Source organism: Sphingobacterium gobiense, assembly GCF_002980575.1.
GTDB lineage: Bacteria > Bacteroidota > Bacteroidia > Sphingobacteriales > Sphingobacteriaceae > Sphingobacterium > Sphingobacterium gobiense.
The window spans coordinates 56751-80968 of sequence record NZ_PVBS01000005.1 but is presented as its reverse complement, the minus strand read 5'-3'; the positions used below and the strand labels follow the sequence as shown (position 1 = coordinate 80968).

Sequence of the window (24218 nt, the reverse complement as noted above, 5' to 3'; positions counted from 1 at the left end):
GGAACGGTAGCATGTATTTAATTTAAACCGTAATATATTTGAGAGGCAGTTCAGTGAGTATACATTTTTTGAAGATCTTAATTATCAGTTTATTGTCCGGCTTGATGTCTTGTTCTTCGCCGGAAGCGAAACAACAGAAAATAGAACAGAAACAGCAAAAGCAACAAGAGAAAGACAGTATTGCGCTCGTATACAATCCAGCAGATGCAGATCACGAGTTAGACGACTTTATGCAAAACCTACATCGGAAATCGGCTTTTAACGGGAATGTGTTGATTGCTAAAAAAGGGAAAATAATTTATCAAAATGCATTTGGATGGGCGGACTATCTCCATAAGGATAGCCTAAAGATTACGTCTAAATTTGAGTTGGCTTCGGTTTCCAAACCATTAACTGCATTAGGTATATTGAAATTAGTGGAAGAGGAGAAATTGCAATTGGATCAAACGGTGAATGATTTCTTTCACGATTTTCCATATCCGAACATCACTATACAAATGCTATTGAGCCATCGTAGTGGTCTGCCGAATTATATTTATTTTTCTGAGGAAGCGTGGAAAGACCGAAAAAAAGCGATGAGCAATATGGACGCGATGGATCTATTGATAGAACATAAGCCTACGCGGTATGGAGCTCCTGATGGACGTTTCCATTATAATAATTCCAACTACATGGTGTTGGCCTCGATTATCGAAAAAGTGACAGGGCAGGATTTTGCAATATACATGAAAGAATCAATTTTTGATCCAGCAGGCATGAAAAACACGGCTGTGTTGTCAAAAGCAGTATACGATAAAATTCCGACGGATGTTATTGGTCATGATAGGGTGTGGAGAAGATCGGTCGTACAAAATTATCTGGATGGTCCTGTTGGAGATAAAGGGATCTACAGTACCGTACAGGATTTATTTTTATTGGACATTGCATTAAAAGATGGACGGATTATTGGCGAATCCATGCTAGATTCTGCTTATGCACCCCGTAGCGATGCAAGACGCAGTCTTTTTAGCTATGGCTATGGCTGGCGAACGTTTTCACCTGAAGAAGCTCAGATTGTTTATCATACAGGATGGTGGCACGGATTTCGCAATCTATATGTCAGGGATCTGACTAATGATATAACGATTGTACTGTTGTCCAATATGGTAAATGGTAGTTTGGTAAAACTAGACGACTTATATAAAATTTTGAAAATGCCTGTTTTACGGCAAAACGCTTATAATGCAAATGGTGATTTCATTGTCAACTAACTTATGTTCAATTTATGAAGAAGACACTTATTGTTGGTGCAAGCACTAACCCCGCTCGGTATGCTTATTTGGTGGCAAATAAGTTGGTTCGCAAAGGATACCCGATTGTGAATGTAGGAAGAAAAGAAGGTAAGGTAGCAGGAATACCGATAGAAACAACGGGTACTATTCACACGGACATTGATACGATTACACTGTATGTTGGCCCGCAGAATCAATCCGTATATTATGATTATATCTTGCAGACCAAACCAAAACGGGTTATTTTTAATCCCGGTACAGAGAATGAGGAACTTAAGCAGAAACTCGAAGAAGCCGGAATTGAAGCGGTGGAAGCTTGTACGCTTGTAATGCTGAATACAGAGCAGTATTGATTAATCCATAACCGAATTATTAATCAATAACAGCACTTTATTAAATGAGATATTAAGTGTAGTTATATGCTTGAAATTGCTGCGCGAGGTTTATACCCCAAGAGGGGTGTCGTATCGGACGAAATATATTAACATAAGCTAAAGAAAATAAGGTAGTGTTAACTGCATACGTAAACGGTGCAATTTCGCAAAAAAATAATTCCCTAACTATTTGATACTTATAAAATTCTTTCTACCTTTGCAATCCCTTTGTGGGGAAAGTATGTCTTGAGCGAAGCCCTACTGCTTCGATGGACGATTAATTAATTTATTTATAAGATGTCAGGAATTATTGGTAAAAAAGTAGGAATGACCAGCCTGTTCGATGCGGAAGGGAAAAACATCCCTTGTACAGTAATTGAGGCTGGGCCGTGCGTGGTAACGCAGATACGTACGGTAGAAAAGGATGGCTACTCGGCTGTTCAACTTGGCTATGATGATGCCAAAGAAAAGAACACGACAGCTCCTTTAAAAGGACACTTTGCAAAAGCAGGGGTTAGTCCTAAGCGTAAGCTAGTTGAATTCAAGCATTTTGAGGATGAGAAACAACTAGGTGAAACAGTGGATGTCACTATTTTTGAAGAAGGCGAGTATGTGGATGTAGTCGGTACTTCCAAAGGTAAGGGCTTTCAAGGTGTGATGAAGCGTCACGGATTTGGCGGTGTAGGTGGTGCGACTCACGGTCAGCACAACAGATTACGTGCTCCGGGTTCATTAGGCGCAGCTTCTTGGCCTTCTCGCGTATTCAAAGGAAAACGCATGGCTGGTCGTACGGGTGGAGAAAGAGTGAAGATTCAGAACTTACAGGTTTTGAAAGTTTACCCTGAACAAAACCTAATTGTTGTTAATGGTTCCGTTCCAGGAGCTAAAGGTTCTTATGTAATCGTAGACAAATAGTAGAGAGATGGAAGTTAATGTATTAAATTTATCAGGTAAAGAAACAGGTGCCAAGGTGCAGCTTCCTGAGTCCGTATTCGGTGTAGAGCCAAACGACCATGCGATCTATTTGGATGTGAAACAATACCTAGCGAACCAACGCCAAGGAACACACAAATCTAAACAACGTAACGAAATCGCAGGTTCTACTCGTAAATTACACAAACAAAAAGGTACTGGTGGTGCCCGTGCTGGTTCTATCAAATCTCCATTGTTTAACGGTGGTGGTCGTGTATTTGGCCCGCAACCCCGCGACTATTCGTTCAAATTGAATAAAAAGTTGAAGCAGGTGGCGCGCAAATCTGCATTGAGCTACAAAGCTAAAGAGAACAACATATTGGTATTGGATGAAGTAAACTTCGATGCAATCAAAACCAAGAGCTATGTGTCGTTCATCAATGCATTGAACTGTGCCGATGAGAAGACACTTCTCGTATTGCCAACAGAAAACAAGAACGTTTATTTATCAAGCAGAAACTTGAAAAAAACAAAAGTTATCATTGCTGCGGAATTAAATACTTATGATGTATTGAACGCTACTAAACTTTTGTTGACGACAGATTCTGTTAAAACTTTGGAGGAAGCATTCGCTAAGTAATATGGAGATTATCAAAAAACCTATCTTAACTGAGAAAGCTTCGTTATTGACGGAGAAATTAAACCGTTACGCTTTCAAGGTTGATCACAGAGCTAATAAAATACAGATCAAACAAGCTGTTGAAGAAATGTTCGGTGTGACTGTTTTGGCGGTCAACACAGCGGTTGTTGCCGGTAAAGCAAAAAGCCGTTACACAAAAGCAGGTTTTGTATCCGGAAGGGCTCCTAAATATAAAAAAGCCATCATCACAGTGAAAGATGGTGAAACTATTGACTTTTACACTACACTATAATAAAAAATGGCAGTTAAAAGATTCAAACCGGTTACCCCTGGTACTCGCTTTAGAGTAGGTGCTGACTACTCGGACGTTACAACTAACGTTCCGGAGAAATCATTAGTAGTTGGTATCGTTAAGAAATCAGGCGGTCGTAATAAGTCCGGTAAAATGACTATGCGTTATCTCGGTGGGGGACATAAAAAAGTATACCGATTAATTGATTTCAAACGCGATAAAAAAGATATCCCTGCAAAAGTAGCTACCATTGAGTACGATCCAAATCGTACCGCGCGTATTGCATTATTGCATTATGCTGATGGTGAAAAACGTTACATCATTGCTCCGGCTGGATTAACAGTTGGCCAAACGATAGTAGCAGGTGATAAAGTAGCCCCAGAAATAGGCAATACGTTGCCGCTAGCAAATATCCCACTCGGTTCAATTATCCATAATATTGAGTTGAATCCTGGGCAAGGAGGTTCAATTGCTCGTTCGGCTGGTACGTATGCGCAGTTATCTGCCCGCGATGGGAAGTATGCCATCATTAAATTACCTTCAGGCGAGACACGTATGATCTTGTCGACATGTGTTGCGACAATCGGTTCTGTATCGAACGCGGAAAAAGCAAACCAAGTATTGGGTAAAGCGGGTCGCAAACGTCATTTGGGACGTCGTCCTCGCGTACGTGGTGTGGCAATGAACCCGGTCGATCACCCGATGGGTGGTGGTGAAGGCCGTTCTTCAGGAGGTCACCCTCGCTCGCGTACAGGTGTGTTGGCTAAAGGCTTCAAAACACGCTCTAAGAAGAAAATATCGAATCGTTACATCATTGAGAGAAGGAAAAAATAATGGCTCGTTCAATTAAAAAAGGTCCTTATATCGATCACAACTTAGAAAGAAAAGTTCTTTCTATGAATGAAACAAACAAGAAATCAGTAATCAAAACATGGTCTCGCAGATCTATGATTTCACCTGATTTTGTTGGTCATACCTTCGCAGTGCACAACGGGAATAAATTCATCCCTGTTTATGTAACGGAAAATATGGTTGGTCACAAGCTTGGTGAATTCGCGCCTACGCGTACATTCAAAGGCCACGCAGAAAAGAAAAAATAATTAGGTAATGGAAGCAACAAAAAAACTCAAAAAATCTGTCTTAATCAGGCAGCGCAAGGAGCAGGAAAAAGCTCAAGTAGGAGGAGCTTCTACTGCCAAGTTATTGAACTGCCCTACTTCACCGCGTAAAATGCGTTTAGTGGTAGATCTTATCCGTGGCGAAAAAGTGGAAGCGGCCCTTTACATCTTGAAACATTCTGGAAAAGAAGCTGCAGCTCGTGTTGAGAAATTATTATTATCAGCTATCAAGAATTGGGAAGCAAAGAATGAAGGAGCTTCGTTGGAAGACAGCGCTTTGTATGTGAAAGAAATACAAGTAGGGGGCGGTCGTCAATTGAAGAGATTACGTCCAGCTCCACAAGGCCGTGGTTATAGAATTCGTAAACGTTCAAACCATGTAACTTTGGTAGTAGATAGTTTAAATAACGTAAACAGCTAATTTATTATAAGAATGGGACAAAAAGCAAATCCAATAGGTAGCAGATTAGGTATCATCAAAGGATGGGATTCTAATTGGTTCGGAGGCAACAACTATTCTGATAAGTTAGTTGAAGACGAAAAGATCAGAAAATATCTTTCTGTACGTATCGCAAAAGGCGGCGTAGCAAAGGTTGTTATTGAAAGAACTTTGAAACGCATCACGGTTACAATCCATACGGCTAGACCAGGAATCGTTATCGGTAAGGGTGGTCAAGAAGTTGACAAGATTAAAGAAGAGTTGAAGAAATTGACGAAGAAAGACGTTCAGATCAACATTTTTGAAATCAAACGCCCTGAACTTGATGCAAAATTGGTAGCAGAAGGTATTGCTAAGCAACTAGAAGCACGTATTTCATTCCGTCGTGCAATGAAAACGGCGATTGCGTCAACCATGCGCATGGGTGCAGAGGGCATCAAGGTGATGTGTTCAGGTCGTTTGGGCGGTGCTGAAATGGCTCGTACCGAACAATATAAGGAAGGAAGAACACCTTTGCACACATTCCGTGCCGATATCGACTATGCATTAGCAGAAGCGTTGACAACTTACGGTAAGATTGGCGTGAAGGTCTGGATCTGTAAAGGTGAGGTTTACGGTAAGCGTGACTTATCTCCTAACATCGGACAAACGTCAAACACGAAAACCCGTGGTGGAAACGAAGGTGGTGGCGATCGTCGTGACAACCGAAAAGGTGGTGGACGTGGTGGAAATCGTGGTGGAAGTAATCGTGGCGGAAACCGTGGTGGTTCAAACAGAGGATAATTAATTAATAGATTAAAACAAATATCCGCCAGCTGGTGGATTAAATAAAATACGAACATGTTACAGCCAAAAAGAACGAAGTTCAGGAAGATGCAGAAAGGCCGTATGAAAGGTAACGCTTCTCGTGGAGCGGAGTTAGCTTTCGGTTCTTTCGGTATCAAGTCAATGGAGCCAGCATGGATTACTAGCCGTCAAATTGAGGCTGCACGTATCGCCGTAACACGTTACATGAAACGTGAAGGTCAAGTGTGGATCCGTATTTTCCCTGACAAACCCGTTACTAAAAAACCAGCGGAGGTACGTATGGGTAAAGGTAAGGGAGCTCCGGAATACTGGGTAGCCGTAGTGCGTCCAGGCCGTATGTTATTTGAAGCCGAGGGTGTGCCTTTGGAGATTGCCAAAGAAGCATTACGTTTAGCCGCTCAAAAATTGCCGGTTCAAACAAAGTTTGTTATACGTAGAGACTACGCAGAAGCATAAAACGTTGGTAATGTCAATTGGTTTGGATTTTGTGGCCGTTACCCACAAGATACACATGAAGCTGATTGATAACCCACACAACACTGAAAGAAAATGAAGAATTCAGAAATTACCGAATTATCACAAGAGGAACTTACAGCTCGTCTCGGACAAGAGAAGACTGCTCTTAACAAGTTGAAATTTGCACATGCTGTTTCTGCTATTGAGAACCCTAATGCGATCAAAGCAGCGCGCAAAACTATCGCTCGTATCTCGACAGAGATTTCAAAACGTAGAATTGCTGCGGAATCCAAAACAGCCGCTGAGGCATAAATGTAAAGTCGAAAAATGGAAAGAAATTTAAGAAAAACAAGAATCGGCTTGGTAGTTAGCAACAAAATGGACAAATCTATCGTAGTAGCTGTTGAACGTAAAGTAAAACATCCTATCTATGGTAAGTTCGTAAAAAAAACTACTAAATTTAAGGCTCATGACGAAACAAATACCTGCGGTATCGGCGATACGGTATTAATCATGGAAACTCGTCCGCTGAGTAAAACAAAGAACTGGAGATTGGTTGAAATATTAGAAAGGGCTAAATAATGGTACAACAGGAATCAAGATTAACTGTAGCCGACAACTCTGGCGCTAAAGAAGTTTTAGTAATCCGTGTGTTAGGTGGTACAGGGAAGCGTTATGCATCCATCGGTGATAAAATTGTTGTTACCGTGAAAAGCGCTTTGCCTTCAGGAAACGTGAAGAAAGGAACCGTTTCTAAAGCAGTAGTCGTACGTACAAAAAAAGAAATCCGTCGTAAAGATGGCTCTTACATTCGTTTCGATGACAATGCTGCTGTATTGTTAAATAATAATGATGAACCACGTGGAACACGTATCTTCGGCCCAGTAGCTCGGGAATTACGTGAGAAGCAGTTCATGAAGATTGTATCACTAGCACCGGAGGTTTTATAATTATGGCACAGAATAAAAAAACAACTACGCACAAAATCAAAATCAAAGCTGGAGATTTAGTGAAAGTTATCGCCGGTAACGCTAAAGGTGTTCAGGGAAAAGTTCTAGAGGTTATAAAGGAAACTAACAGAGCTGTTGTAGAAGGCGCTAATATTGTAAAAAAGCATACGAAGCCTAGTGCAGCTAACCCTAACGGTGGTATCATTGAGAAAGAAGCTGCTATCCACATCTCTAATTTAGCACTGATCGACCCTAAAACAGGTGAACCTACCCGTATCGGTCGTCGTGTGAATGCAGATGGCAAAATTGTTCGTTACGCAAAAAAATCAGGGGAGGAAATTAAATAATGACTTACGTACCAAGATTAAAAGCGAAATACGCGGATGAAATCCGTACAGCGCTAAAGGAAAAGTTCCAGTATAAAAGCGTTATGCAAGTTCCGAAGCTGGAGAAGATTGTTGTATCGCAAGGTATCGGCGCTGCTACTGCTGATAAAAAATTGATTGATAACGCTGTGGCTGAGTTAACGTTAATTACTGGTCAGCAAGCTGTTTCTACAAAATCAAAGAAGGATATTTCTAACTTTAAATTGCGTAAAGGAATGCCTATTGGCGCACGTGTAACATTGCGCGACAACAATATGTTCGAGTTCCTTGACCGTTTGGTGTCTGTATCCTTACCTCGTATCCGCGATTTCCGTGGTATCAACGAGAAAGGTTTTGACGGAAGAGGTAACTATAATTTAGGTATCACCGAGCAGATTATCTTTCCTGAGATCAACATTGACAAAATCAATAAGATCCAAGGTATGGATATCACTTTTGTAACTTCTGCTGACAATGATGTGGAAGCTTTGGAGTTACTGAAACAATTCGGTTTACCGTTCAAAAATCAAAACTCAAACAACAATGGCTAAAGAAGGAATAAAAGCACGCGAAATCAAGCGTCAGAAATTGGTAGCTAAATATGCAGAGAAACGTGCGGCTTTAAAAGCAGCAGGAGACTATGCCGCTTTAGATAAATTGCCTAAGAATGCTTCGCCGGTACGTTTGCACAACCGTTGTAAATTGACTGGACGTCCGAAAGGATATATGCGTCAATTTGGCATCTCTCGTGTAACTTTCCGTGAGATGGCATTGGACGGTAAAATTCCAGGGGTGAAAAAAGCTTCTTGGTAATCAGGAAAAAAACATTTACTTTTGCCCGGGCAAATCCGATTTGGGTTTGTCGGGTTTTTTCATTGAAATAATTTGCCTTACAAAGGAAATGAAGCTTGCATGAACTAGTATTTTGTTTTTAATGACAGTTCATGCAGGTTTATTTTTGAAAATTTTGTTAACAGACAATAGGTCTTTGGCTTCGATTAAGTCATGGAAACCATTGTCATAATTTTAATCATATAATGAATACAGATCCAATAGCGGATTACCTTACACGAGTAAGGAATGCCATTAAGGCCAACCACAGGGTTGTTGAAATTCCTGCATCGAACCTTAAAAAAGAGATTACCAAAGTTCTTTTTGATAAAGGTTACATTGCTAATTACAAATTCGATGAAAACGGACCTCAAGGTAGCATCAAAATAGCTTTGAAGTACCATCCAATTAGCAAAATTCCGGCTATTCGCACATTGACACGTGTGAGTAAACCTGGTTTAAGAAAGTATGCAGGTGTTGAAAACATGCCTCGCGTTTTGAACGGCTTGGGTATTGCTGTCTTGTCTACATCTAAAGGTGTGATGACAGATAAAGAAGCCCGTCTGCAAAACGTAGGTGGTGAGGTTTTATGTTACGTTTATTAATCTAGGTAAAAACACAAAGAAATGTCAAGAATTGGAAAAGCGCCTATCGCTATTCCTTCGGGAGTAACGATTACTGTATCAGAGAAAAATCTGGTAACAGTAAAAGGACCAAAAGGCGAATTAACGCAACAGGTAGACAGCGACATCACCGTTAAACAAGAAGACGGTCAGATTGTAGTTACACGCCCTACCGAACAAAAAAGACACAAATCATTACATGGTTTGTACCGTGCCTTAATCAATAATATGGTTTTAGGCGTTACTGAAGGATACAAGACTACACAAGAACTAGTCGGTGTAGGTTACCGTGCAACAAGTACAGGTAATACATTGGAGTTAGCCTTAGGTTTCTCTCACCCGATTGTTTTTATATTGCCAAAGGAAATTAAAGTAACAACTACCGCAGAAAAAGGTAAAAACCCTACCATCACGTTGGAAAGTGCAGACAAGCAGTTGATCGGTCAGGTTGCTGCAAAGATCCGTAGTTTCCGCAAACCAGAGCCTTACAAAGGAAAAGGCGTTAAGTTTGCGGGTGAAGTATTAAGAAGAAAAGCAGGTAAATCAGCTAAAAAATAATAACCATGGCAGGAAATAAAACATCTCGCAGAGAGCGAATAAAAAAAGGAATAAGAAAAAGCCTGACTGGAACAGCGGAGCGTCCACGTTTATCAGTTTTTAGAAGCAATAAAGGTATCTATGCGCAGATCATCGATGACGAAGCTGGGAAAACTTTGGCTTCAGCGTCTTCGGGCTCAAAAGATTTTGCCGTAAGCGGTACGAAAATAGAGCAATCAAAAGCTGTAGGGAAGGCAGTGGCAGAGAAAGCTGTTGCAGCAGGTATTAGCAAGGTAGTTTTTGACCGTAATGGGTACTTATACCATGGCCGTGTAAAATCATTGGCTGAAGGTGCTCGCGAAGGCGGTTTGGACTTTTAATCAATAAGAACATGGCATTAAGCAATATAAAAAGAGTGAAATCAAGCGAGATTGAATTAAAAGATCGCTTAGTGAGCATCCAACGCGTAGCGAAAGTGACTAAAGGTGGTCGTACCTTCAGTTTTTCAGCTATTGTTGTTGTGGGTGACGAAAATGGTATCGTGGGATATGGTCTTGGTAAAGCAAAAGAAGTTACTGAGGCTATTACTAAGGGTATCGATGACGCGAAGAAGAACTTGATTAAAGTTCCTATCATTAACGGTACGGTTCCTCACGAGCAGCACGGCAAATTCTCCGGAGGTCGCGTTTTAGTAAAACCAGCTGTCCATGGTACAGGAGTACTAGCAGGTGGAGCAATGCGTGCTGTATTGGAAAGCGCGGGTATCAAGGACGTATTAGCGAAATCATTGGGTTCATCCAATCCGCACAACGTTGTGAAAGCGACTATTGACGCATTGGTGAAACTTCGTGATGCATATACAGTTGCCCAAAACCGCGGCGTCGATTTAAACAAAGTATTTAACGGTTAATTATCATGGCAAAAATCAAAATCACCCAGATAAAGAGCGTTATCGACAGAAGCGAGCGCCAAAAGAGAACTATTCAAGCCCTAGGCTTGAAACGTATCAATCATGCTGTAGAGGTTGAAGCTACACCGTCCATTATCGGTATGGTGAGGAAGGTCAATCACTTAGTAGCGGTAGAGACGGTTTAAGAGTGAATAGGTGGATGGAAAGGATTTCGAATTCTTTCCATTTACCTTATTAATACAATTATTCATCGTTACGACCTGTTTAGTGAGAGCGAAGGCGTAACACAATATTTTAAGACAAAATGAATTTAAGTAGTTTAAAACCAGCTAAAGGTTCTGTTAAAAACAGAAAACGTATTGGTAGAGGTCAAGGATCTGGTCGTGGCGGTACATCGACTCGTGGTCATAAAGGAGCCGGTTCGCGTTCTGGACATTCTACAAAGATTGGTTTCGAAGGTGGTCAAATGCCGTTGCAACGTCGTGTACCTAAGTTCGGTTTCAAAAACATTAACCGCGTCGAGTACAAGGGAATTAACCTAGACGTATTGCAGGAGCTGGTAACCAAGTATAATTTAACAGCTATTGACTTCGATACTTTGAAAGTGCATGGATTGGTAGCTAAAAAAGACTTAGTGAAAATCTTGGGTCGTGGTGAATTGACTACTAAAGTAGAAGTCAAAGCACACGCGTTTTCGGCTTCGGCACAGAAAGCTATTGAAGCTGTAGGTGGTTCTATCGAAAAACTATAAAATTACATGAAGAAACTAATCACAACCTTAACCAATATATGGAAAATAGAAGATTTACGCAATCGTATCATGACGACGTTGCTACTTCTTCTAATCTACCGTATTGGTTGTCACGTGGTTCTGCCGGGTGTCAACCCTGATGCATTAGTGGCTAGAAGTAGCGAAGGAAATAGCATATTGGATTTAATCAATATGTTTGCTGGAGGGTCATTTTCTCGTTCGGCAATTTTCGCTTTGGGTGTAATGCCCTACATTTCTGCATCAATCGTTGTTCAATTATTGGGGATAGCGGTTCCTGCATTTCAGAAAATGCAAAAAGAAGGTGAATCGGGTCGTAAAAAAATGACACAGATTACGCGTTATCTGACATTGGCGATTACGTTGGTTCAGGCAGTGGCTTACGTGAAAACACAGGTTCCTGCGGAAGCGAAAACGTTAGCGGAGCCGATGTTCACTATTCTTTCTGCAGTGGTATTAACAGCAGGTACCTTGTTTGTGATGTGGCTTGGTGAAAAAATTACAGATAAAGGTATTGGTAATGGTATTTCATTAATTATCATGGCGGGTATCATAGCACAGTTGCCAGCAGGTATTGTGGCCGAATGGGGTTCTCGTATGAGCCCGAGTGGTGGCGGACCAATTCCGTTGTTATTAGAATTCGTAGCCCTTTTCTTTGTCGTGATTTTCGCCATTTTAGTGGTACAGGGGATTCGTAAAGTTCCTGTACAGTATGCTAAAAAAATTGTCGGTAATAAGCAGGTAGGCGGCGTACGTCAGTATATTCCTTTAAAGGTGAATGCTGCCGGTGTTATGCCTATTATATTTGCGCAAGCAATTATGTTCTTGCCAATGGCTTTGTCTCAGTTTTTTCCGGATTTACAATCAGATTTTTTAGCGTCATTGAGTAACTATACATCTGTTGCCTACAATGTAACATTTGCTGTTCTCATTATTGCATTTACGTTTTTCTATACCGCAATTATGGTGAATCCACAGCAAATGTCTGAGGACATGAAGAAGAACGGTGGTTTTATTCCTGGAATTAAGCCTGGTTACGATACGAATATCTTTATCGATAACGTGATCTCCCGTATTACCTTCCCAGGAGCAATATTCATTGCGATTATCGCTGTCTTACCTGCTTTGGCTGCTAAAGTAGGCGTGAATAACCAATTTGCACATTTCTATGGAGGTACTTCTTTATTGATTTTGGTGGGCGTGGTGTTAGATACTTTACAGCAGATTGAGAGTCATTTGCTAATGCGTCATTATGATGGTTTAATGAAGACAGGTCGTGTGAAAGGCCGTTCTACAACTACTTCCGTAGAGGGTATAGATCAAGCAGCGCTTTAATAGATGTCCAAGGTTTTTTATAAGACAGAAGAACAAATTGAGCAAATACGAGAGTCTGCAAATGTACTCTCGTTATTGCTTGCTGAGATTGCGAAGGAAGTAAAACCCGGTATTACTACGCTGTCTTTGGATAAGTTGGCTTATGATTTTATCCACGACCACGGCGGTACTCCTGCTTTTTTGAACTATCAAGGCTTTCCTTATTCACTTTGTATATCCCTGAATGATCAGGTGGTTCATGGTTTTCCGACTGATAAGCCGCTTCAAGAAGGCGATATTGTTTCGATCGATGGGGGAGTCAACCTAAAAGGATTCATTAGCGATTCGGCATATACATTTGGTGTAGGTGAGATTTCAACTGAAGCACAGCAGTTGTTGGATGTCACGAAAGCGGCGTTGTATAAGGGGATAGAGCAGGCGGTAGCCGGAAAGCGCGTTGGCGACATTTCAGCAGCCGTGCAAGATTATATTGCTCCATACAACTATGGTATAGTAAGAGAGTTAGTAGGACATGGAGTTGGTTTAGATCTGCATGAGAAGCCGGAGGTGCCGAATTACGGAAGACGCGGCTCTGGCCCTAAGTTGGAAACTGGCTTAGTCATTTGTATTGAGCCGATGATCAACGCGGGCAAGGCTGGTGTGAAATTCTGGGACGATGGTTGGACTGTGAGTACCATTGATGGAAAACTATCTGCGCATTTTGAGCAAATGGTTGCGATTAGAAAGGGTGTTCCAGACGTGTTGTTGACTTTTGAACACGTGGAAGAAGTTTTGAGTAAAAAGTAGTTGGTTTTCAATATTTTTTATTTATCTTTGCACTCCTGTTTGTGCGGGCTAAAAAGAAGTAAATTAAGTTAGAATATATGGCTAAGCAAGCCTCAATAGAACAAGATGGTATAATTAAGGAAGCGCTTTCTAACGCGATGTTCCGTGTAGAATTGGAAAATGGGCACGAAATTATTGCTCATATTTCCGGTAAAATGCGCATGCATTATATCAAAATTCTACCTGGAGATAAGGTGAAGTTGGAAATGTCTCCTTACGATTTGACAAAGGGAAGGATTACCTATCGCTATAAGTAGCGATTGTTTTTCTTTTCGGTATAATGAGCTTTTAAAATACTACAACAATGAAAGTTAGAGCATCAATAAAAAAACGTAGCGCGGATTGTAAGATTATCCGTCGCAAAGGAAAGGTTTTTGTAATCAACAAAAAGAACCCTAAGTTCAAGCAACGTCAAGGGTAGTTATTAACATAATCGCTTAAAGTATTATATGGCAAGGATAGCAGGTATAGATTTACCTAAAAACAAAAGAGGCGTAATAGGCCTTACCTACATTTTCGGTATCGGTCGTTCTACTGCGGCTCATATCTTGAAAAAAGCAGGTATTAGTGAGGATGTTAAAGTATCTGAATGGAATGATGATCAACTGACAGCCATCCGTAATATCATCAACGACGAAATTAAAGTCGAAGGTGCTTTGCGTTCTGAAGTTCAGTTGAACATCAAACGTTTGATGGATATCGGCTGTTACCGCGGTTTACGTCACCGTAAACATTTACCTCTTCGTGGTCAACGTACAAAGAACAACTCTCGTACCCGTAAAGGTAAACGTAAAACAGTTGCAAACAAGAAAAAAGCTACTAAATAATAATTAAGAAATGGCTAAAAGTAAAAAGGTTACCAAAAAGCGTATCGTCGTTATCGAGCCTATTGGTCAAGCTCACATCAACGCTACCTTTAACAACATCATCATTACTTTGACAAATAATCAAGGTCAGACTATTTCATGGTCATCAGCAGGTAAAATGGGCTTCAGAGGTTCAAAGAAGAATACGCCGTACGCGGCAGGACAAGCTGCTCAAGACTGTGGTAAAGTGGCGTTTGACTTGGGTTTACGCAAGGTAGAAGTTTTTGTAAAAGGTCCTGGAGCTGGACGTGAGTCGGCTATCCGTACCCTACAGACTGTTGGAATCGATGTGACTACAATTAAGGATATCACTCCGCTTCCACACAATGGTTGTCGTCCTCCAAAACGCAGAAGAGTTTAATAATTTTTATTGTTTAAGATAAGATTCGTCAGCTATAGGCTGATTGATACTTCAAACAGAGAGAAAAAATGGCAAGATATACAGGACCTAAGTCCAAAATTGCACGTAAATTCAGAGAACCCATCTTTGGCCCTGATAAAGCGTTAGAAAAAAAGAATTATCCTCCAGGACAGCATGGTCCATCGAGAAGAAGAGGTAAACAATCTGAATACGCTATTCAGTTGTTAGAAAAACAAAAAGCAAAGTACACTTACGGTGTTTTGGAACGTCAGTTCCGTACGCTGTTTGCAAAGGCATCAGCGAAACAAGGTATTACAGGTGAGAACTTCTTGAGGTTATTGGAAGCTCGCTTGGATAACGTTGTTTACCGTTTGGGTATTGCTCCAACGCGCGCAGCAGCTCGTCAGTTGGTTTCACACAAGCATGTTACTGTTAACGGTGAAGTCGTTAACATCCCATCATATAGCTTACGTCCAGGCGATGTCGTCGCTGTTCGCGAGCGTTCCAAATCTTTGGAAGCTGTTGTAGCTTCTGTAGAAGGAAGAAAAATTAACAAATTCAATTGGTTAGAGTGGAACCCTAATGAATTAACAGGGACGTTCGTTTCTTTCCCTGAAAGAGTTGATATTCCGGAAAACATTAAAGAAAACTTAATCGTAGAGTTATACTCTAAATAGTAAAATAATGGAAAGAAGTATGGTTTTTGCTAATCATACTTCTTCTGTTGTATTTTATGTTTATTAATAAAAACTTTTAAAAGAAAATAAATGGCAATTTTAGCATTTCAAAGACCGGATAAAGTTATCATGCAAAAATCAACTGATTTTGATGGTACTTTCGAATTTCGTCCATTAGAGCCTGGTTTTGGTGTAACTATTGGTAATGCTTTGCGCCGTATTTTATTGTCCTCCCTAGAAGGATATGCAATTACGTCGGTAAGGTTTTCAGGCGTTTCGCACGAGTTTTCTACTATCAAAGGGGTTGTTGAAGATGTTACAGAGATCATTTTGAACTTGAAACAGGTCCGTTTCAAGAAGACTGGTGAGCAGGGTGATAGCGAGAAAATTTTTGTTGTTATCAACGGTCAAGATCAGTTTAAGGCGGGCGACATTACTAAGTTCTCCAATAATTTTACGGTTTTAAATCCCGACTTGGTTATCTGTAACATGGATAATTCGGTCACCATAGAGGTTGAAATTTCGGTCGCTAAGGGACGCGGATATGTAAATGCTGAAGAAAATAAAGTTACAGACGGTCCGGTAGGTTTTATCGCTGTGGATTCTATTTACACGCCAATTAAGAACGTAAAATATACTATAGAGAACTATCGTGTAGAACAGAAAACTGACTATGAAAAATTGTTGTTGGATATTTCTACTGACGGTTCTATTCATCCCGAAGAGGCTTTGAAAGAAGCCGCCAAGATCTTAATTCAGCATTTCATGTTATTTTCTGACGAAAACATGTTGTTGGAGTCCCAAACGAAAGAGGAAACCAAAGTTGTTGACGAGGAAATTTTACACATGCGTAAAATCTTGAAAACGGAGTTAGTGGATTTGGACCTTTCTGTTCGGGCGTTAAACTGTTTGAAAGCAGCTGATATTCGTACACTGGCGGAATTGGTGACATACGACGTAGCGGATATGTTGAAGTTCCGTAACTTTGGTAAAAAATCATTGAGTGAAATTCAGGAGCTAGTTAAATCGAAAGGTTTATCATTCGGTATGAATTTATCCAAATACAAATTGGACGAGGAATAATATATTACAAATAAGCGACCTGTTGCGTAATTCCTCTTTGTCATACTAAACACGCTTGTGAAGTGATAGGCGAGTTATAAGTATGAAGATAAGAACGGTACGCACAAAAAACAAAAAAAATGAGACACGGAAAAAAAGTACACAAATTAGGGCGCACTGACAGTCACCGTAAGGCGATGTTAGCTAACATGGCGACTTCATTGATTAAACATAAGCGTATTACGACGACTTTGGCTAAAGCTAGAGCATTGCGTGCGTATGTAGAGCCATTGATCACAAAATCAAAAAATGACACAACGCATTCTCGTCGTACAGTATTTGCTTACTTAAAAGACAAGGAAGCAGTTACGATTTTATTTCGCGAGATTTCGGAGAAAGTAGCTTCTCGTCCGGGAGGTTATACACGTATTATCAAGTTAGAGAATCGTCTTGGTGATAACGCGGAAATGGCATTCATCGAGTTGGTAGACTATAATGAAATCTACGGTCAAATAGCGAAGACAGAGAAGAAAGCGACACGCCGACGTGGTGGCAAGAAAAAAGCTGCGGAAGTTGAGGTAGCTGAAACAGTTGAGGCGACGGAAGAAGTTAAAGAAGAATCTCCTAGTGCTGAAACGGTAGCAGAGGAAGCTCCCGCGACTGAAGAGTCTTCGGATACAGAAGAGAAAAAGGGTTAATAAAGTCTTTTTAATATTATGGCCGCCCCCTTTTGGAGGCGGCTTTTTTGTTTTAGTTAGTGTTGATATATTAATGTTAATATTGGGTTATACAAACTGTGAACGGTATATAATTCAATCTGCTCCTCGACAAAAACATAGGCGGCTCTACATAAAGAGCCGCCTGTGTTTTGTTATAGCGCTTCGCTATTCATCTTGAACAGGATGACGGTCAATCCAATCCTGCAAAATGCGCCAATCGTATAACTGAAAAACATTTCCGTTGCTCATCGCAACAAACACACCCTTTGGAAATCTGTCGCCTAGTGATACAGAAGTTGCGTCCGCACCGTCACATTCTATACTAGATACCGGAACATCTGCTATGAGTGTATGCACATGTGGACCGTTGCTTTCGCCCTCGCGTTTATATACCAAGAACGTATTGTTTTGTTGATTGGAGACGAGGATATAACCCGTGGCGTCGTCTTTTTTATAGATTGCAATTCCCTCATGATCACGCCTTGCATCCTCTCGGGCAAAGAAAGCTAATTCCTCATCCCCCCTTGCAGGATCGGCGTAATACTTACGTACACCGGCTGTTTCATCGGAATAGTATACGTAACCTAATTCATTATCGACGGCAATGGCTTCGATCTCTTTCTTTCCGCTATAGGTGCCAAATTTACGGATCACTTCCGCCTTCACGCTGCCATCCGTAGCTCCACTTAATTTATATTGCCACAAATAACTCCCCGAAGGACCGGATTTCCGCCCGACAATAGCGTGTATCTCGGTAGTCACCGAGTCGATTTGCTTGGTGTATAAGGCAATCCCCATACCATCCCGCTCCTCTTCACCTTCAAAGATGGGTATACCACCATTGTCAATCGGAGTCAAGTCGGGGAGAGCGAATATGCGTATGGTATTCGCTTTACGTTCGGTGGTCACGGCGACGTCCGTCTTTACGCCGTTGATCATCAGTCCGTAGGCTACGTCCACATTGTTTGGGCGTTGCATCTCTACATACTTTTTGACGATTTTTCCTGCTAAATTGTATATGTAGAGTCCGCCGCCGACCTCCTTGTCGGTACCAATAATTAAGCTTTTGGAAGCGTCTTGGGGATGAATCCAGATCGCAGGGTCATCCGTGTCGTTCGGAGTAGGTTCTGTAATGACGGTTGGTTTAATAGCATTTTCTGCCACAGGTGCTAATCTGTCTTGACAGGATACCAAAAGGATTAATGCTGACCAAAAAAAATATTTATTCATCGTTATGTGTTTATGGTAATATTTATTTTGCTAATTCAAATTTGTGTAGCACAGTTGCTCCTGTTTCACCGGCACGGACAGTCTGTACCAGCATTTTGCTGCCGAAGACGGAAAACGCCATAAAACCAGGTTCAGCGGTAGCGAATATTGTTCCTTCGCGGTTACCCGTTTCGCGTACCTCGCTGGCTGCGCCCGAAAGGAATTGGGTGGTAAAGCGCTCTTTAGGTTTGATAATCTGTAGGTCATGCTCATGCCCACAGATATAAGCATCGACTTGGTGTTTGTCAAATAAGTCGGCAAATTTTTTCTCAAATAATTTGGTGTCTTCACTGTCTTTCCGTTTTCCTCCCGAATATAACGGATGATGGCCTACGACAATCTTCCATTTTATCTGCGGATCGCTTGTTTTCAGTTGTTCGATCAGCCATTGAGTTTGTTTTGCTGTGTCCTGCTCTGCTACGCCTATATATTTTTCGGAGGCTTGATGATAACTCTCAATATAGGGATTGGTGTCCATCACGATGAGCAGCATCTTTTCATCATTGTTGACGTGAAATGTTTTGCTATAATACCGTGCCGGCATATTCCATCGCCTGCTTACATTGGAGTAATCGATTTGGGCTTGCACATTTCCCCGGTAGTCGTGGTTGCCTAGGGCTACATACCAATCGCGATAAAGGCTAGCATCATTGTAAATGGACTCAAACGATGAAACCCACTGGTAGTCTGTGGTACTTGCTACACCATTTGGATAAAAATTGTCACCTACGGAAACGATAAATTCCGCATCAAGCACAATTGTTGCATGACCTAATTCCCGTGCCACATCTTGTTGATAATAGTTTCCTACACGACCGAAATCTCCCAGCACCAGAAAGCTGTAACTGTCTTCCAGATAGGTTAAATCCGGAATGTTGTTGCCTTTATATCCTGTTTGCTTCTCGAATTCAAATGGATTCACCTGTCCGCACGCGAAGGACAGGTTGAGGGAGATTATAGTGGCTAAGAGTAATTTTTTCATATCATGCTTTATTTATGCCAAAACTAACAAAGACGTTTCTCTGCTGGTTTTGGCATGGTATAATAATCGAGTTACTATAAATCAAATTTCAATCCTAAGTTAAAACGTGGACGATAATATTCCAACTGCATCATGCGTTCTTTGGTTCCTTGATAGTAACGTAGGGGCTGATTCGTTAAGTTATTTGCTTCACCGAATATCCGGAACTGCCCTGTAATTTTATAGGATGCGTTAGCATCTATAAAGAACTGACGATCATAGTATGCATCGTAAAACGACGATTCCGTGATTTCATCCAGGTATGCGGCTGTGTAATTTGCCGATACACGAGCTGAAAATCTATTGTTTTCCCAAGAAAGGGAGCCGTTGAACATATGTGGAGCCGTTCTAGGTAGTCTCAGACCTGTTCTTTCATCTCCGTCTTCACTACTCTGGATACCATGTGCTTTGGAATATGTGTATGTATAGTTGGTATAGATACCGAAGCCTTTCAGGAATTTGCCGGGTAGGAAGTCTAACTGGCGCTGGAACGCCACTTCGAAGCCATACACATCGACGTTATTCCCATTACGGGATTGGGTAAATCTCCATTCTTCACCTGTAGGAATTGGGTTTGAGATATCCGGGAAATCGTTGGCGAATTTGCTGCTTGTATAACTTCTATCGGCGTAGCGATAGATGAAGTTATTTAGTCGTTTATAAAAGGCTCCTGCGGATACGAGACCAACGTTTTGAAAATAATTTTCTGCCATCAAGTCGAAATTCGTAGCGTAAGTTGCCTTTAAGTTGGGATTTCCAGCGTCGATTTCCGTGTCACCGGGGAGCGAGTTAATAAATGGAGCTAATGCGTAATAATTGGGCCTAGCTAAGCTAGTTGTTACTGCCGCGCGAAGTATGAAGTCGTTTGTAACATCATGTCTCAATGTTAAGCTTGGGAGAATGTTGATGTAACTGTTTTTGTTGTTTACAGCGCTTATTAAATCTTCTTCATCTTCGACGAAATTACCCGAGTAATCGATGCTGGTATGCTCTATACGTGCTCCCACAATCATAGACGTGCGCTCTGTAAAGTTTTGATCCCAGCGTACGTAACCAGCCGTGATAATTTCTTTGGCTTTATAATTTACGGCTAGATATTCGGATGGATCAGCTTTTTCTTCAAACAGATCACGATTTGTTAGATCCCAGACTCCAAGGAATCGCTTGTTGATAAATCCGCCGGGAATATACTGACTCCCCGGTTGATAGTTATTGCCCGACCAATTTTCCATGGGCAACGTACTCATGGCGCCAAATACGGCAGCAACGGGGGTGTATTCGTAGAAGATATTGTCTCTTTTCTTATTTTTAAGTCGTAAACGACCTCCAAAGCGTAAACGCCCTTTTTGTCCGTCGATGATACTTAGGGGCAACCGAAAATTAAACTTGGCACCAAACTCATCTTCTGATGTATAATCATGATTTTCGGTAAGTTTTCGCATCCCAAACGCTGAGTAATCTTGATTGTTATCGATTACGAGCGGTTTATTTGGGTCTGTCAAATCTTGTCCGAGTTCTACCTTACGCATTTGATAGTCAATGTAGCGTTCATGTGGTCGGTCTTCAGACGCCTTAGAATACGAAGCAGCCCAATCAAAATCCAGTTTAGAAGTCAGTAAGTGTTCGCCTTTTAAAGAGAAGTTTAGCACGCGTTGATCTTCTAACCTCGTGTTGTTGTTATTTTTATCGATACCACCTTTGGTTTCTCTACGGATATCGCCGATATAGGTCTGCTTATCTTTATCCCATTCCATCGATCTATACCGTGTGCGATAACGGTTCTCCCGGTCATCGCGCCAGTTGTAGATAGCGTTCAGTTCCAATCGGTTTCGGGAATTGATTTCATAATCAGTTGCGAGGGAAAAACTACGGCGGATGCGCTGTACATCGTATTTTCGAATATCCATTTGATCCATAAATACGCGGTTGTCGTGTTGGTCCCATACAGCCTCGATGTTATCAGAACCGAAATTTTGAGTTTGGATTGTACCACTTAATACAATGCCCAGTTTGTTATCCGCGAATCGATTACCGTACACCAGCGAACCATTGTAAATGCCTTTTTCGCGGATTGGCATGTAGCCTCCCCCCAATGTAGCCGAAATACGTTGTTTATTCGGTACGGCTCGGGTAATCAGGTTTACTGAGCCACCGATAGCATCGGCATCCATATCCGGTGTCAAGGTTTTGTTGACTTCGATGGTCGAGATCATATCGGCTGGTATCAAATCCATTTGGACATTCCGGTTATCGCCCTCGGCTGATGGAATACGATCGCCGTTCAGCGTTACGGAGTTCAACTCTGGCGATAGACCACGTATGATGATGTTACGCGCTTCACCTTGATCATTTTGCATGGTAATACCGGGAACTCGTTTCAACGCATCGCCGATATTCTGATCAGGAAAACGTCCGACTTGATCACTCGAGATGATGTTGGTGATATTGCTGTTATTTTTCTGCTGGTTTAAGGCTCTGGCTTGTCCTTTAACGATGTCTCCCATAACGCTGACTTCGCCGATAGTCTGGCTAGAAGACGATAACAAGACTTCCAATTGCTCTTGTTTACCATTCACCGAAATCTGCTTGGTATACGCTTGATAACCCAAATAGTTCACGCTGAGGGTATAAGTGCCTGCGGGAACACTTAAAAACTCGAAATCTCCATTAACATTCGAGACAGTATAACGATTGCCGGGCTCAAGTCTTAATGTTGCCCCGGGTAGTGAAAAGCGATCCATAGCATCCATGACTTTGCCTTTCAGGATGGTCGTCTGTCCATAAGATGCTGAACAGCAAAATAAACACAGAATAGTGTAAATAAGTTTCATAAAAGAATTGTTTGGTGTGATGTACATAGCATTAATTAAATACGTAGGCAAAGATTGGAGACCGAGCTGGCAATACCAATTCTCGGCCGTAAACAAAACATTAACATCGGCATTACGACCGTATACGACACAGCAACATTTTGTTTTTTAATTCCGTATTTGGTTGTTTATTAGTTTTTTGTGGAGTTTTTAGGTCGCCATTAAATTTTTATTAAGTGTATATTAAATTATCTTGATAAGGAAGTGGTTAAAGTTGTTGGATAAATACGCCTAAGCTTTTTCCCTCCGGAAGAGCGAGTTTTTTTCTTAGTCGATATCGGGCGATGCGAAGACTGTCTTGAGATATACCTAGTAGGGTCGATATATCGGCGGAACTCAAATTCATTTTTAATAATGCTGCCAATCGGAGGTCAGCGGAACTCAATTTACTACAGTGTGCTTTTAATCCGTCGAAGAAGTGTTCATGAACACGCTCAAATACAACACGGAAGTCCTCCCAGTTTTTGTCTTGGTTATGATTGAGCTGGAGTAGATTCATTACCTGTTTTAGTTCTTTACGTTGGTCTCTTTTGTCGCTTTTAACGATTGCGTCCAATTTGTCCTTAAGTTCTTCGAGCAGTTGATTTTTTTGAATGAGATGGAGCGTATGGCTGGTTAATTCTTTGCTTTTGAGCTCTAGTTCATTCCGAAGGTTTTCAGCTTTCAATTGCTTGTTATGGAGATCCGTCTCCATGGCTATTTTCTGTGTTTCGTAGAGTTTTTGGCTTTGCTCGTGCAGCTTGCGTTCATTTAGGATTTTTAATCGTTGCCGACTGATAATACTAAGGCCTAAGAAAAGTAACAGCAATACGATTGCTGCGCCAAACAGCAACATCGTAAAGTGTACTCCGCGTTCCCGTTCATATTGGGTAATAGCGTCTTCTTTCTGTTCAAGCTCAAATAAAGTCTGGAGTACGGTTAGTTGTTTGGCATTATCTTCCGAGAACATGTCGGCGTGGATATTTCTCCCAGCTTCACTATAATGGTAGGCACTATCGTGTTGCTCCACCAGAGAAAATATTTTGGCGAGATCGCGATAGGCGCTGGACAGCTGGTAGTGTTCATTCATCTGTTTTGCCAAGGAAGCCGCTTGGCGCGTGTAATCGAGCGCGGTGTTGTATGCTCCTGTTTTTCGGTAAATGTCCCCCATATTATTGGTGATTTCGATATGGAGAGTTTTGTCATCCGTTCTTTTACTGATTTCCAGTGCTTTGCTGAAATATAGACGTGCCGAGTCAAGTTGAAGTTTATCCTCGTAAACGCTGCCGATGTTTTCATAAATTTTGGCAGCGAGTGCTGAGTTGCTTTGCTCACCAAGCTGTGCGAGTGCCAAATGCTGGTAACGGTTAGCTTCTTCTAGATTCCCGTTTTTCTCATGAACCTGTCCGATGTGCGCCAGGGCATCCGCGATACCTTCTCGTGTGTCTGCTGATGTATATAGTGCAAGTCCTTGTTCAAAGGCCTTTAAGGACGACGGATATTGTTTGTTATGAAAGTTGGTTTCGCCGATTTTAATCCATATCGCTGCTAATTCTGGTATTTGGCTTTGTTTTCTGAACAGGGACTCTGCCCGGTAGAAATTATCCAGTGCTTGCAGATAAGCTGCCTGAAAATAGTATAACTCGCCCATCTGTCCATAGCAGACGGCCACTTCGTAATCATTCCCATTCGCTAAAGCATTGTGTAAGGTTCGTCTTATCTGCTTAAATGCGATATCAGGATTTTCGCGCATCGATTCCTGCGTGAGCGGAGCGTAGAAAGTGTGTTTTTGGGCAAATAATACACTGCTCATGCATAACAAGAATACCGGAAGAAATAAATACTTGAATAAAATTATCATATCAAATTATTGCCCTGTCTCAGTTCGAGCTATAAGTTTAAATGTAAGATGTTAATATTATTTTAGTGTTATATCGATG

General features: G+C 41.3%; 35 protein-coding genes. 31 read left to right on the top strand and 4 right to left on the bottom strand.

What is annotated here, in order from left to right; translation table 11 throughout:
• The first annotated feature begins 104 nt into the window (after positions 1-104).
• The 31 genes from C5749_RS17960 (at position 105) to rplQ (ending at position 17118) form a co-directional block, all read left to right on the top strand.
• Complete coding sequence (locus tag C5749_RS17960; RefSeq protein WP_181151526.1) at positions 105-1250, top strand: serine hydrolase domain-containing protein; 1146 nt, start codon at positions 105-107, stop codon at positions 1248-1250.
• Positions 1251-1264: 14 nt separating this feature from the next.
• Positions 1265-1624 carry a CoA-binding protein gene (locus tag C5749_RS17955; RefSeq protein ID WP_105727602.1) on the top strand — a complete coding sequence of 120 codons (360 nt, stop codon included), beginning with the start codon at positions 1265-1267 and terminating at the stop codon, positions 1622-1624.
• Positions 1625-1942: 318 nt separating this feature from the next.
• Positions 1943-2560 carry a 50S ribosomal protein L3 gene (rplC, locus tag C5749_RS17950; RefSeq protein WP_105717608.1) on the top strand — a complete coding sequence of 206 codons (618 nt, stop codon included), beginning with the start codon at positions 1943-1945 and terminating at the stop codon, positions 2558-2560.
• Positions 2561-2567: 7 nt separating this feature from the next.
• Positions 2568-3197, top strand: coding sequence for a 50S ribosomal protein L4 (gene rplD, locus C5749_RS17945; RefSeq protein WP_105717609.1), 630 nt, complete (start codon positions 2568-2570; stop codon positions 3195-3197).
• A 1-nt stretch (position 3198) separates the two neighbouring features.
• Positions 3199-3489: a 50S ribosomal protein L23 gene (gene rplW / locus C5749_RS17940; protein WP_105717610.1), complete on the top strand. Its 291-nt coding sequence runs from the start codon at positions 3199-3201 to the stop codon at positions 3487-3489.
• A 6-nt stretch (positions 3490-3495) separates the two neighbouring features.
• Positions 3496-4323: a 50S ribosomal protein L2 gene (gene rplB, locus C5749_RS17935; RefSeq protein ID WP_105727601.1), complete on the top strand. Its 828-nt coding sequence runs from the start codon at positions 3496-3498 to the stop codon at positions 4321-4323.
• Complete coding sequence (rpsS, locus tag C5749_RS17930; RefSeq protein WP_037498931.1) at positions 4323-4589, top strand: 30S ribosomal protein S19; 267 nt, start codon at positions 4323-4325, stop codon at positions 4587-4589. The genes rplB and rpsS overlap by 1 nt, the downstream gene beginning before the upstream one ends.
• Positions 4590-4596: 7 nt before the next feature.
• Positions 4597-5028: a 50S ribosomal protein L22 gene (gene rplV, locus C5749_RS17925; RefSeq protein WP_105727600.1), complete on the top strand. Its 432-nt coding sequence runs from the start codon at positions 4597-4599 to the stop codon at positions 5026-5028.
• A 12-nt stretch (positions 5029-5040) separates the two neighbouring features.
• On the top strand, positions 5041-5829 hold the full coding sequence (gene rpsC / locus C5749_RS17920; protein WP_105727599.1) for a 30S ribosomal protein S3: 789 nt from the start codon (positions 5041-5043) through the stop codon (positions 5827-5829).
• 57 nt (positions 5830-5886) lie between these two features.
• Positions 5887-6309, top strand: a complete 423-nt coding sequence (rplP, locus tag C5749_RS17915) for a 50S ribosomal protein L16 (protein WP_105727598.1) — start codon at positions 5887-5889, stop codon at positions 6307-6309.
• A gap of 93 nt (positions 6310-6402) precedes the next feature.
• A complete protein-coding gene (gene rpmC / locus C5749_RS17910) occupies positions 6403-6621 on the top strand; it encodes a 50S ribosomal protein L29 (protein WP_105727597.1) in 219 nt (72 codons plus the stop codon).
• 15 nt (positions 6622-6636) lie between these two features.
• A complete protein-coding gene (gene rpsQ / locus C5749_RS17905) occupies positions 6637-6891 on the top strand; it encodes a 30S ribosomal protein S17 (RefSeq protein WP_099370336.1) in 255 nt (84 codons plus the stop codon).
• Positions 6891-7259 (top strand): 50S ribosomal protein L14, encoded by a 369-nt coding sequence (gene rplN, locus C5749_RS17900; RefSeq protein WP_105717615.1) that lies wholly within the window; start codon positions 6891-6893, stop codon positions 7257-7259. The genes rpsQ and rplN overlap by 1 nt, the downstream gene beginning before the upstream one ends.
• A gap of 2 nt (positions 7260-7261) precedes the next feature.
• Positions 7262-7606 carry a 50S ribosomal protein L24 gene (rplX, locus tag C5749_RS17895; RefSeq protein WP_105727596.1) on the top strand — a complete coding sequence of 115 codons (345 nt, stop codon included), beginning with the start codon at positions 7262-7264 and terminating at the stop codon, positions 7604-7606.
• A complete protein-coding gene (gene rplE, locus C5749_RS17890) occupies positions 7606-8175 on the top strand; it encodes a 50S ribosomal protein L5 (protein WP_105727595.1) in 570 nt (189 codons plus the stop codon). Before rplX ends, rplE begins: the two co-directional genes overlap by 1 nt.
• The gene (gene rpsN, locus C5749_RS17885) at positions 8168-8437 is read left to right on the top strand and encodes a 30S ribosomal protein S14 (protein WP_105717618.1); all 270 of its coding nucleotides are present in this window, start codon (positions 8168-8170) and stop codon (positions 8435-8437) included. The genes rplE and rpsN overlap by 8 nt, the downstream gene beginning before the upstream one ends.
• 224 nt (positions 8438-8661) lie before the next feature.
• Positions 8662-9060 carry a 30S ribosomal protein S8 gene (gene rpsH / locus C5749_RS17880; protein WP_105717619.1) on the top strand — a complete coding sequence of 133 codons (399 nt, stop codon included), beginning with the start codon at positions 8662-8664 and terminating at the stop codon, positions 9058-9060.
• A 21-nt stretch (positions 9061-9081) separates the two neighbouring features.
• The gene (gene rplF / locus C5749_RS17875; RefSeq protein WP_105727594.1) at positions 9082-9636 is read left to right on the top strand and encodes a 50S ribosomal protein L6; all 555 of its coding nucleotides are present in this window, start codon (positions 9082-9084) and stop codon (positions 9634-9636) included.
• A gap of 5 nt (positions 9637-9641) precedes the next feature.
• Positions 9642-9995, top strand: coding sequence for a 50S ribosomal protein L18 (gene rplR / locus C5749_RS17870; protein WP_105727593.1), 354 nt, complete (start codon positions 9642-9644; stop codon positions 9993-9995).
• A gap of 11 nt (positions 9996-10006) precedes the next feature.
• Positions 10007-10525 (top strand): 30S ribosomal protein S5, encoded by a 519-nt coding sequence (gene rpsE, locus C5749_RS17865; RefSeq protein WP_105727592.1) that lies wholly within the window; start codon positions 10007-10009, stop codon positions 10523-10525.
• 5 nt (positions 10526-10530) lie between these two features.
• The gene (rpmD, locus tag C5749_RS17860; protein ID WP_105727591.1) at positions 10531-10710 is read left to right on the top strand and encodes a 50S ribosomal protein L30; all 180 of its coding nucleotides are present in this window, start codon (positions 10531-10533) and stop codon (positions 10708-10710) included.
• A gap of 119 nt (positions 10711-10829) precedes the next feature.
• Complete coding sequence (gene rplO, locus C5749_RS17855) at positions 10830-11276, top strand: 50S ribosomal protein L15 (RefSeq protein ID WP_105727590.1); 447 nt, start codon at positions 10830-10832, stop codon at positions 11274-11276.
• A 6-nt stretch (positions 11277-11282) separates the two neighbouring features.
• Entirely contained in the window at positions 11283-12629 is a 1347-nt protein-coding gene (secY, locus tag C5749_RS17850; RefSeq protein ID WP_105727589.1) for a preprotein translocase subunit SecY, read from the top strand.
• A gap of 3 nt (positions 12630-12632) precedes the next feature.
• The gene (gene map / locus C5749_RS17845) at positions 12633-13415 is read left to right on the top strand and encodes a type I methionyl aminopeptidase (protein WP_105727588.1); all 783 of its coding nucleotides are present in this window, start codon (positions 12633-12635) and stop codon (positions 13413-13415) included.
• Between the two features lie 77 nt (positions 13416-13492).
• A complete protein-coding gene (gene infA, locus C5749_RS17840) occupies positions 13493-13711 on the top strand; it encodes a translation initiation factor IF-1 (RefSeq protein ID WP_021071231.1) in 219 nt (72 codons plus the stop codon).
• 47 nt (positions 13712-13758) lie between these two features.
• Positions 13759-13875: a type B 50S ribosomal protein L36 gene (gene ykgO, locus C5749_RS17835; RefSeq protein ID WP_013665024.1), complete on the top strand. Its 117-nt coding sequence runs from the start codon at positions 13759-13761 to the stop codon at positions 13873-13875.
• Between the two features lie 28 nt (positions 13876-13903).
• On the top strand, positions 13904-14281 hold the full coding sequence (gene rpsM / locus C5749_RS17830; protein ID WP_105717627.1) for a 30S ribosomal protein S13: 378 nt from the start codon (positions 13904-13906) through the stop codon (positions 14279-14281).
• 10 nt (positions 14282-14291) lie between these two features.
• The gene (gene rpsK, locus C5749_RS17825; protein WP_105717628.1) at positions 14292-14681 is read left to right on the top strand and encodes a 30S ribosomal protein S11; all 390 of its coding nucleotides are present in this window, start codon (positions 14292-14294) and stop codon (positions 14679-14681) included.
• A 68-nt stretch (positions 14682-14749) separates the two neighbouring features.
• The gene (gene rpsD / locus C5749_RS17820; protein ID WP_105727587.1) at positions 14750-15358 is read left to right on the top strand and encodes a 30S ribosomal protein S4; all 609 of its coding nucleotides are present in this window, start codon (positions 14750-14752) and stop codon (positions 15356-15358) included.
• A 90-nt stretch (positions 15359-15448) separates the two neighbouring features.
• Positions 15449-16441, top strand: a complete 993-nt coding sequence (locus C5749_RS17815; RefSeq protein ID WP_105727586.1) for a DNA-directed RNA polymerase subunit alpha — start codon at positions 15449-15451, stop codon at positions 16439-16441.
• Between the two features lie 119 nt (positions 16442-16560).
• A complete protein-coding gene (rplQ, locus tag C5749_RS17810; RefSeq protein ID WP_105727585.1) occupies positions 16561-17118 on the top strand; it encodes a 50S ribosomal protein L17 in 558 nt (185 codons plus the stop codon).
• Between the two features lie 186 nt (positions 17119-17304).
• Here rplQ and C5749_RS17805 read toward each other — a convergent pair whose 3' ends face one another.
• The 4 genes from C5749_RS17805 to C5749_RS17790 all read right to left on the bottom strand — a co-directional run bounded on the left by C5749_RS17805 (position 17305) and on the right by C5749_RS17790 (position 24091).
• Positions 17305-18369 carry a phytase gene (locus tag C5749_RS17805; RefSeq protein WP_105727584.1) on the bottom strand — a complete coding sequence of 355 codons (1065 nt, stop codon included), beginning with the start codon at positions 18367-18369 and terminating at the stop codon, positions 17305-17307.
• Positions 18370-18391: 22 nt separating this feature from the next.
• Entirely contained in the window at positions 18392-19390 is a 999-nt protein-coding gene (locus C5749_RS17800; protein ID WP_105727583.1) for a metallophosphoesterase, read from the bottom strand.
• A gap of 74 nt (positions 19391-19464) precedes the next feature.
• Positions 19465-22260 carry a TonB-dependent receptor gene (locus C5749_RS17795; protein WP_105727746.1) on the bottom strand — a complete coding sequence of 932 codons (2796 nt, stop codon included), beginning with the start codon at positions 22258-22260 and terminating at the stop codon, positions 19465-19467.
• Positions 22261-22507: 247 nt separating this feature from the next.
• Positions 22508-24091, bottom strand: a complete 1584-nt coding sequence (locus C5749_RS17790) for a tetratricopeptide repeat protein (protein WP_181151518.1) — start codon at positions 24089-24091, stop codon at positions 22508-22510.
• Positions 24092-24218: the final 127 nt, after the last annotated feature.

What these genes read in the sequence shown, in the direction of transcription:
- rplF (WP_105727594.1), top strand. Translation starts at nt 9,082, where the DNA reads ATGTCAAGAATTGGAAAAGCGCCTATCGCTATTCCTTCGGGAGTAACG.
- rplO (WP_105727590.1), top strand. Translation starts at nt 10,830, where the DNA reads ATGAATTTAAGTAGTTTAAAACCAGCTAAAGGTTCTGTTAAAAACAGA.
- C5749_RS17955 (WP_105727602.1), top strand. Translation starts at nt 1,265, where the DNA reads ATGAAGAAGACACTTATTGTTGGTGCAAGCACTAACCCCGCTCGGTAT.
- rpsM (WP_105717627.1), top strand. Translation starts at nt 13,904, where the DNA reads ATGGCAAGGATAGCAGGTATAGATTTACCTAAAAACAAAAGAGGCGTA.
- rplP (WP_105727598.1), top strand. Translation starts at nt 5,887, where the DNA reads ATGTTACAGCCAAAAAGAACGAAGTTCAGGAAGATGCAGAAAGGCCGT.
- C5749_RS17815 (WP_105727586.1), top strand. Translation starts at nt 15,449, where the DNA reads ATGGCAATTTTAGCATTTCAAAGACCGGATAAAGTTATCATGCAAAAA.
- secY (WP_105727589.1), top strand. Translation starts at nt 11,283, where the DNA reads ATGAAGAAACTAATCACAACCTTAACCAATATATGGAAAATAGAAGAT.
- rpsE (WP_105727592.1), top strand. Translation starts at nt 10,007, where the DNA reads ATGGCATTAAGCAATATAAAAAGAGTGAAATCAAGCGAGATTGAATTA.
- ykgO (WP_013665024.1), top strand. Translation starts at nt 13,759, where the DNA reads ATGAAAGTTAGAGCATCAATAAAAAAACGTAGCGCGGATTGTAAGATT.
- rplN (WP_105717615.1), top strand. Translation starts at nt 6,891, where the DNA reads ATGGTACAACAGGAATCAAGATTAACTGTAGCCGACAACTCTGGCGCT.
- rpmD (WP_105727591.1), top strand. Translation starts at nt 10,531, where the DNA reads ATGGCAAAAATCAAAATCACCCAGATAAAGAGCGTTATCGACAGAAGC.
- C5749_RS17805 (WP_105727584.1), bottom strand. Translation starts at nt 18,369, where the DNA reads ATGAATAAATATTTTTTTTGGTCAGCATTAATCCTTTTGGTATCCTGT.
- rpsQ (WP_099370336.1), top strand. Translation starts at nt 6,637, where the DNA reads ATGGAAAGAAATTTAAGAAAAACAAGAATCGGCTTGGTAGTTAGCAAC.
- rpsC (WP_105727599.1), top strand. Translation starts at nt 5,041, where the DNA reads ATGGGACAAAAAGCAAATCCAATAGGTAGCAGATTAGGTATCATCAAA.
- rplQ (WP_105727585.1), top strand. Translation starts at nt 16,561, where the DNA reads ATGAGACACGGAAAAAAAGTACACAAATTAGGGCGCACTGACAGTCAC.
- map (WP_105727588.1), top strand. Translation starts at nt 12,633, where the DNA reads ATGTCCAAGGTTTTTTATAAGACAGAAGAACAAATTGAGCAAATACGA.
- rplV (WP_105727600.1), top strand. Translation starts at nt 4,597, where the DNA reads ATGGAAGCAACAAAAAAACTCAAAAAATCTGTCTTAATCAGGCAGCGC.
- infA (WP_021071231.1), top strand. Translation starts at nt 13,493, where the DNA reads ATGGCTAAGCAAGCCTCAATAGAACAAGATGGTATAATTAAGGAAGCG.
- rplX (WP_105727596.1), top strand. Translation starts at nt 7,262, where the DNA reads ATGGCACAGAATAAAAAAACAACTACGCACAAAATCAAAATCAAAGCT.
- rpsK (WP_105717628.1), top strand. Translation starts at nt 14,292, where the DNA reads ATGGCTAAAAGTAAAAAGGTTACCAAAAAGCGTATCGTCGTTATCGAG.
- rplW (WP_105717610.1), top strand. Translation starts at nt 3,199, where the DNA reads ATGGAGATTATCAAAAAACCTATCTTAACTGAGAAAGCTTCGTTATTG.
- rplB (WP_105727601.1), top strand. Translation starts at nt 3,496, where the DNA reads ATGGCAGTTAAAAGATTCAAACCGGTTACCCCTGGTACTCGCTTTAGA.
- rpsH (WP_105717619.1), top strand. Translation starts at nt 8,662, where the DNA reads ATGAATACAGATCCAATAGCGGATTACCTTACACGAGTAAGGAATGCC.
- rpsD (WP_105727587.1), top strand. Translation starts at nt 14,750, where the DNA reads ATGGCAAGATATACAGGACCTAAGTCCAAAATTGCACGTAAATTCAGA.
- C5749_RS17790 (WP_181151518.1), bottom strand. Translation starts at nt 24,091, where the DNA reads ATGAGCAGTGTATTATTTGCCCAAAAACACACTTTCTACGCTCCGCTC.
- rpsN (WP_105717618.1), top strand. Translation starts at nt 8,168, where the DNA reads ATGGCTAAAGAAGGAATAAAAGCACGCGAAATCAAGCGTCAGAAATTG.
- rplD (WP_105717609.1), top strand. Translation starts at nt 2,568, where the DNA reads ATGGAAGTTAATGTATTAAATTTATCAGGTAAAGAAACAGGTGCCAAG.
- C5749_RS17800 (WP_105727583.1), bottom strand. Translation starts at nt 19,390, where the DNA reads ATGAAAAAATTACTCTTAGCCACTATAATCTCCCTCAACCTGTCCTTC.
- rplE (WP_105727595.1), top strand. Translation starts at nt 7,606, where the DNA reads ATGACTTACGTACCAAGATTAAAAGCGAAATACGCGGATGAAATCCGT.
- C5749_RS17960 (WP_181151526.1), top strand. Translation starts at nt 105, where the DNA reads ATGTCTTGTTCTTCGCCGGAAGCGAAACAACAGAAAATAGAACAGAAA.
- rplC (WP_105717608.1), top strand. Translation starts at nt 1,943, where the DNA reads ATGTCAGGAATTATTGGTAAAAAAGTAGGAATGACCAGCCTGTTCGAT.
- rpmC (WP_105727597.1), top strand. Translation starts at nt 6,403, where the DNA reads ATGAAGAATTCAGAAATTACCGAATTATCACAAGAGGAACTTACAGCT.
- rplR (WP_105727593.1), top strand. Translation starts at nt 9,642, where the DNA reads ATGGCAGGAAATAAAACATCTCGCAGAGAGCGAATAAAAAAAGGAATA.
- rpsS (WP_037498931.1), top strand. Translation starts at nt 4,323, where the DNA reads ATGGCTCGTTCAATTAAAAAAGGTCCTTATATCGATCACAACTTAGAA.
- C5749_RS17795 (WP_105727746.1), bottom strand. Translation starts at nt 22,260, where the DNA reads ATGAAACTTATTTACACTATTCTGTGTTTATTTTGCTGTTCAGCATCT.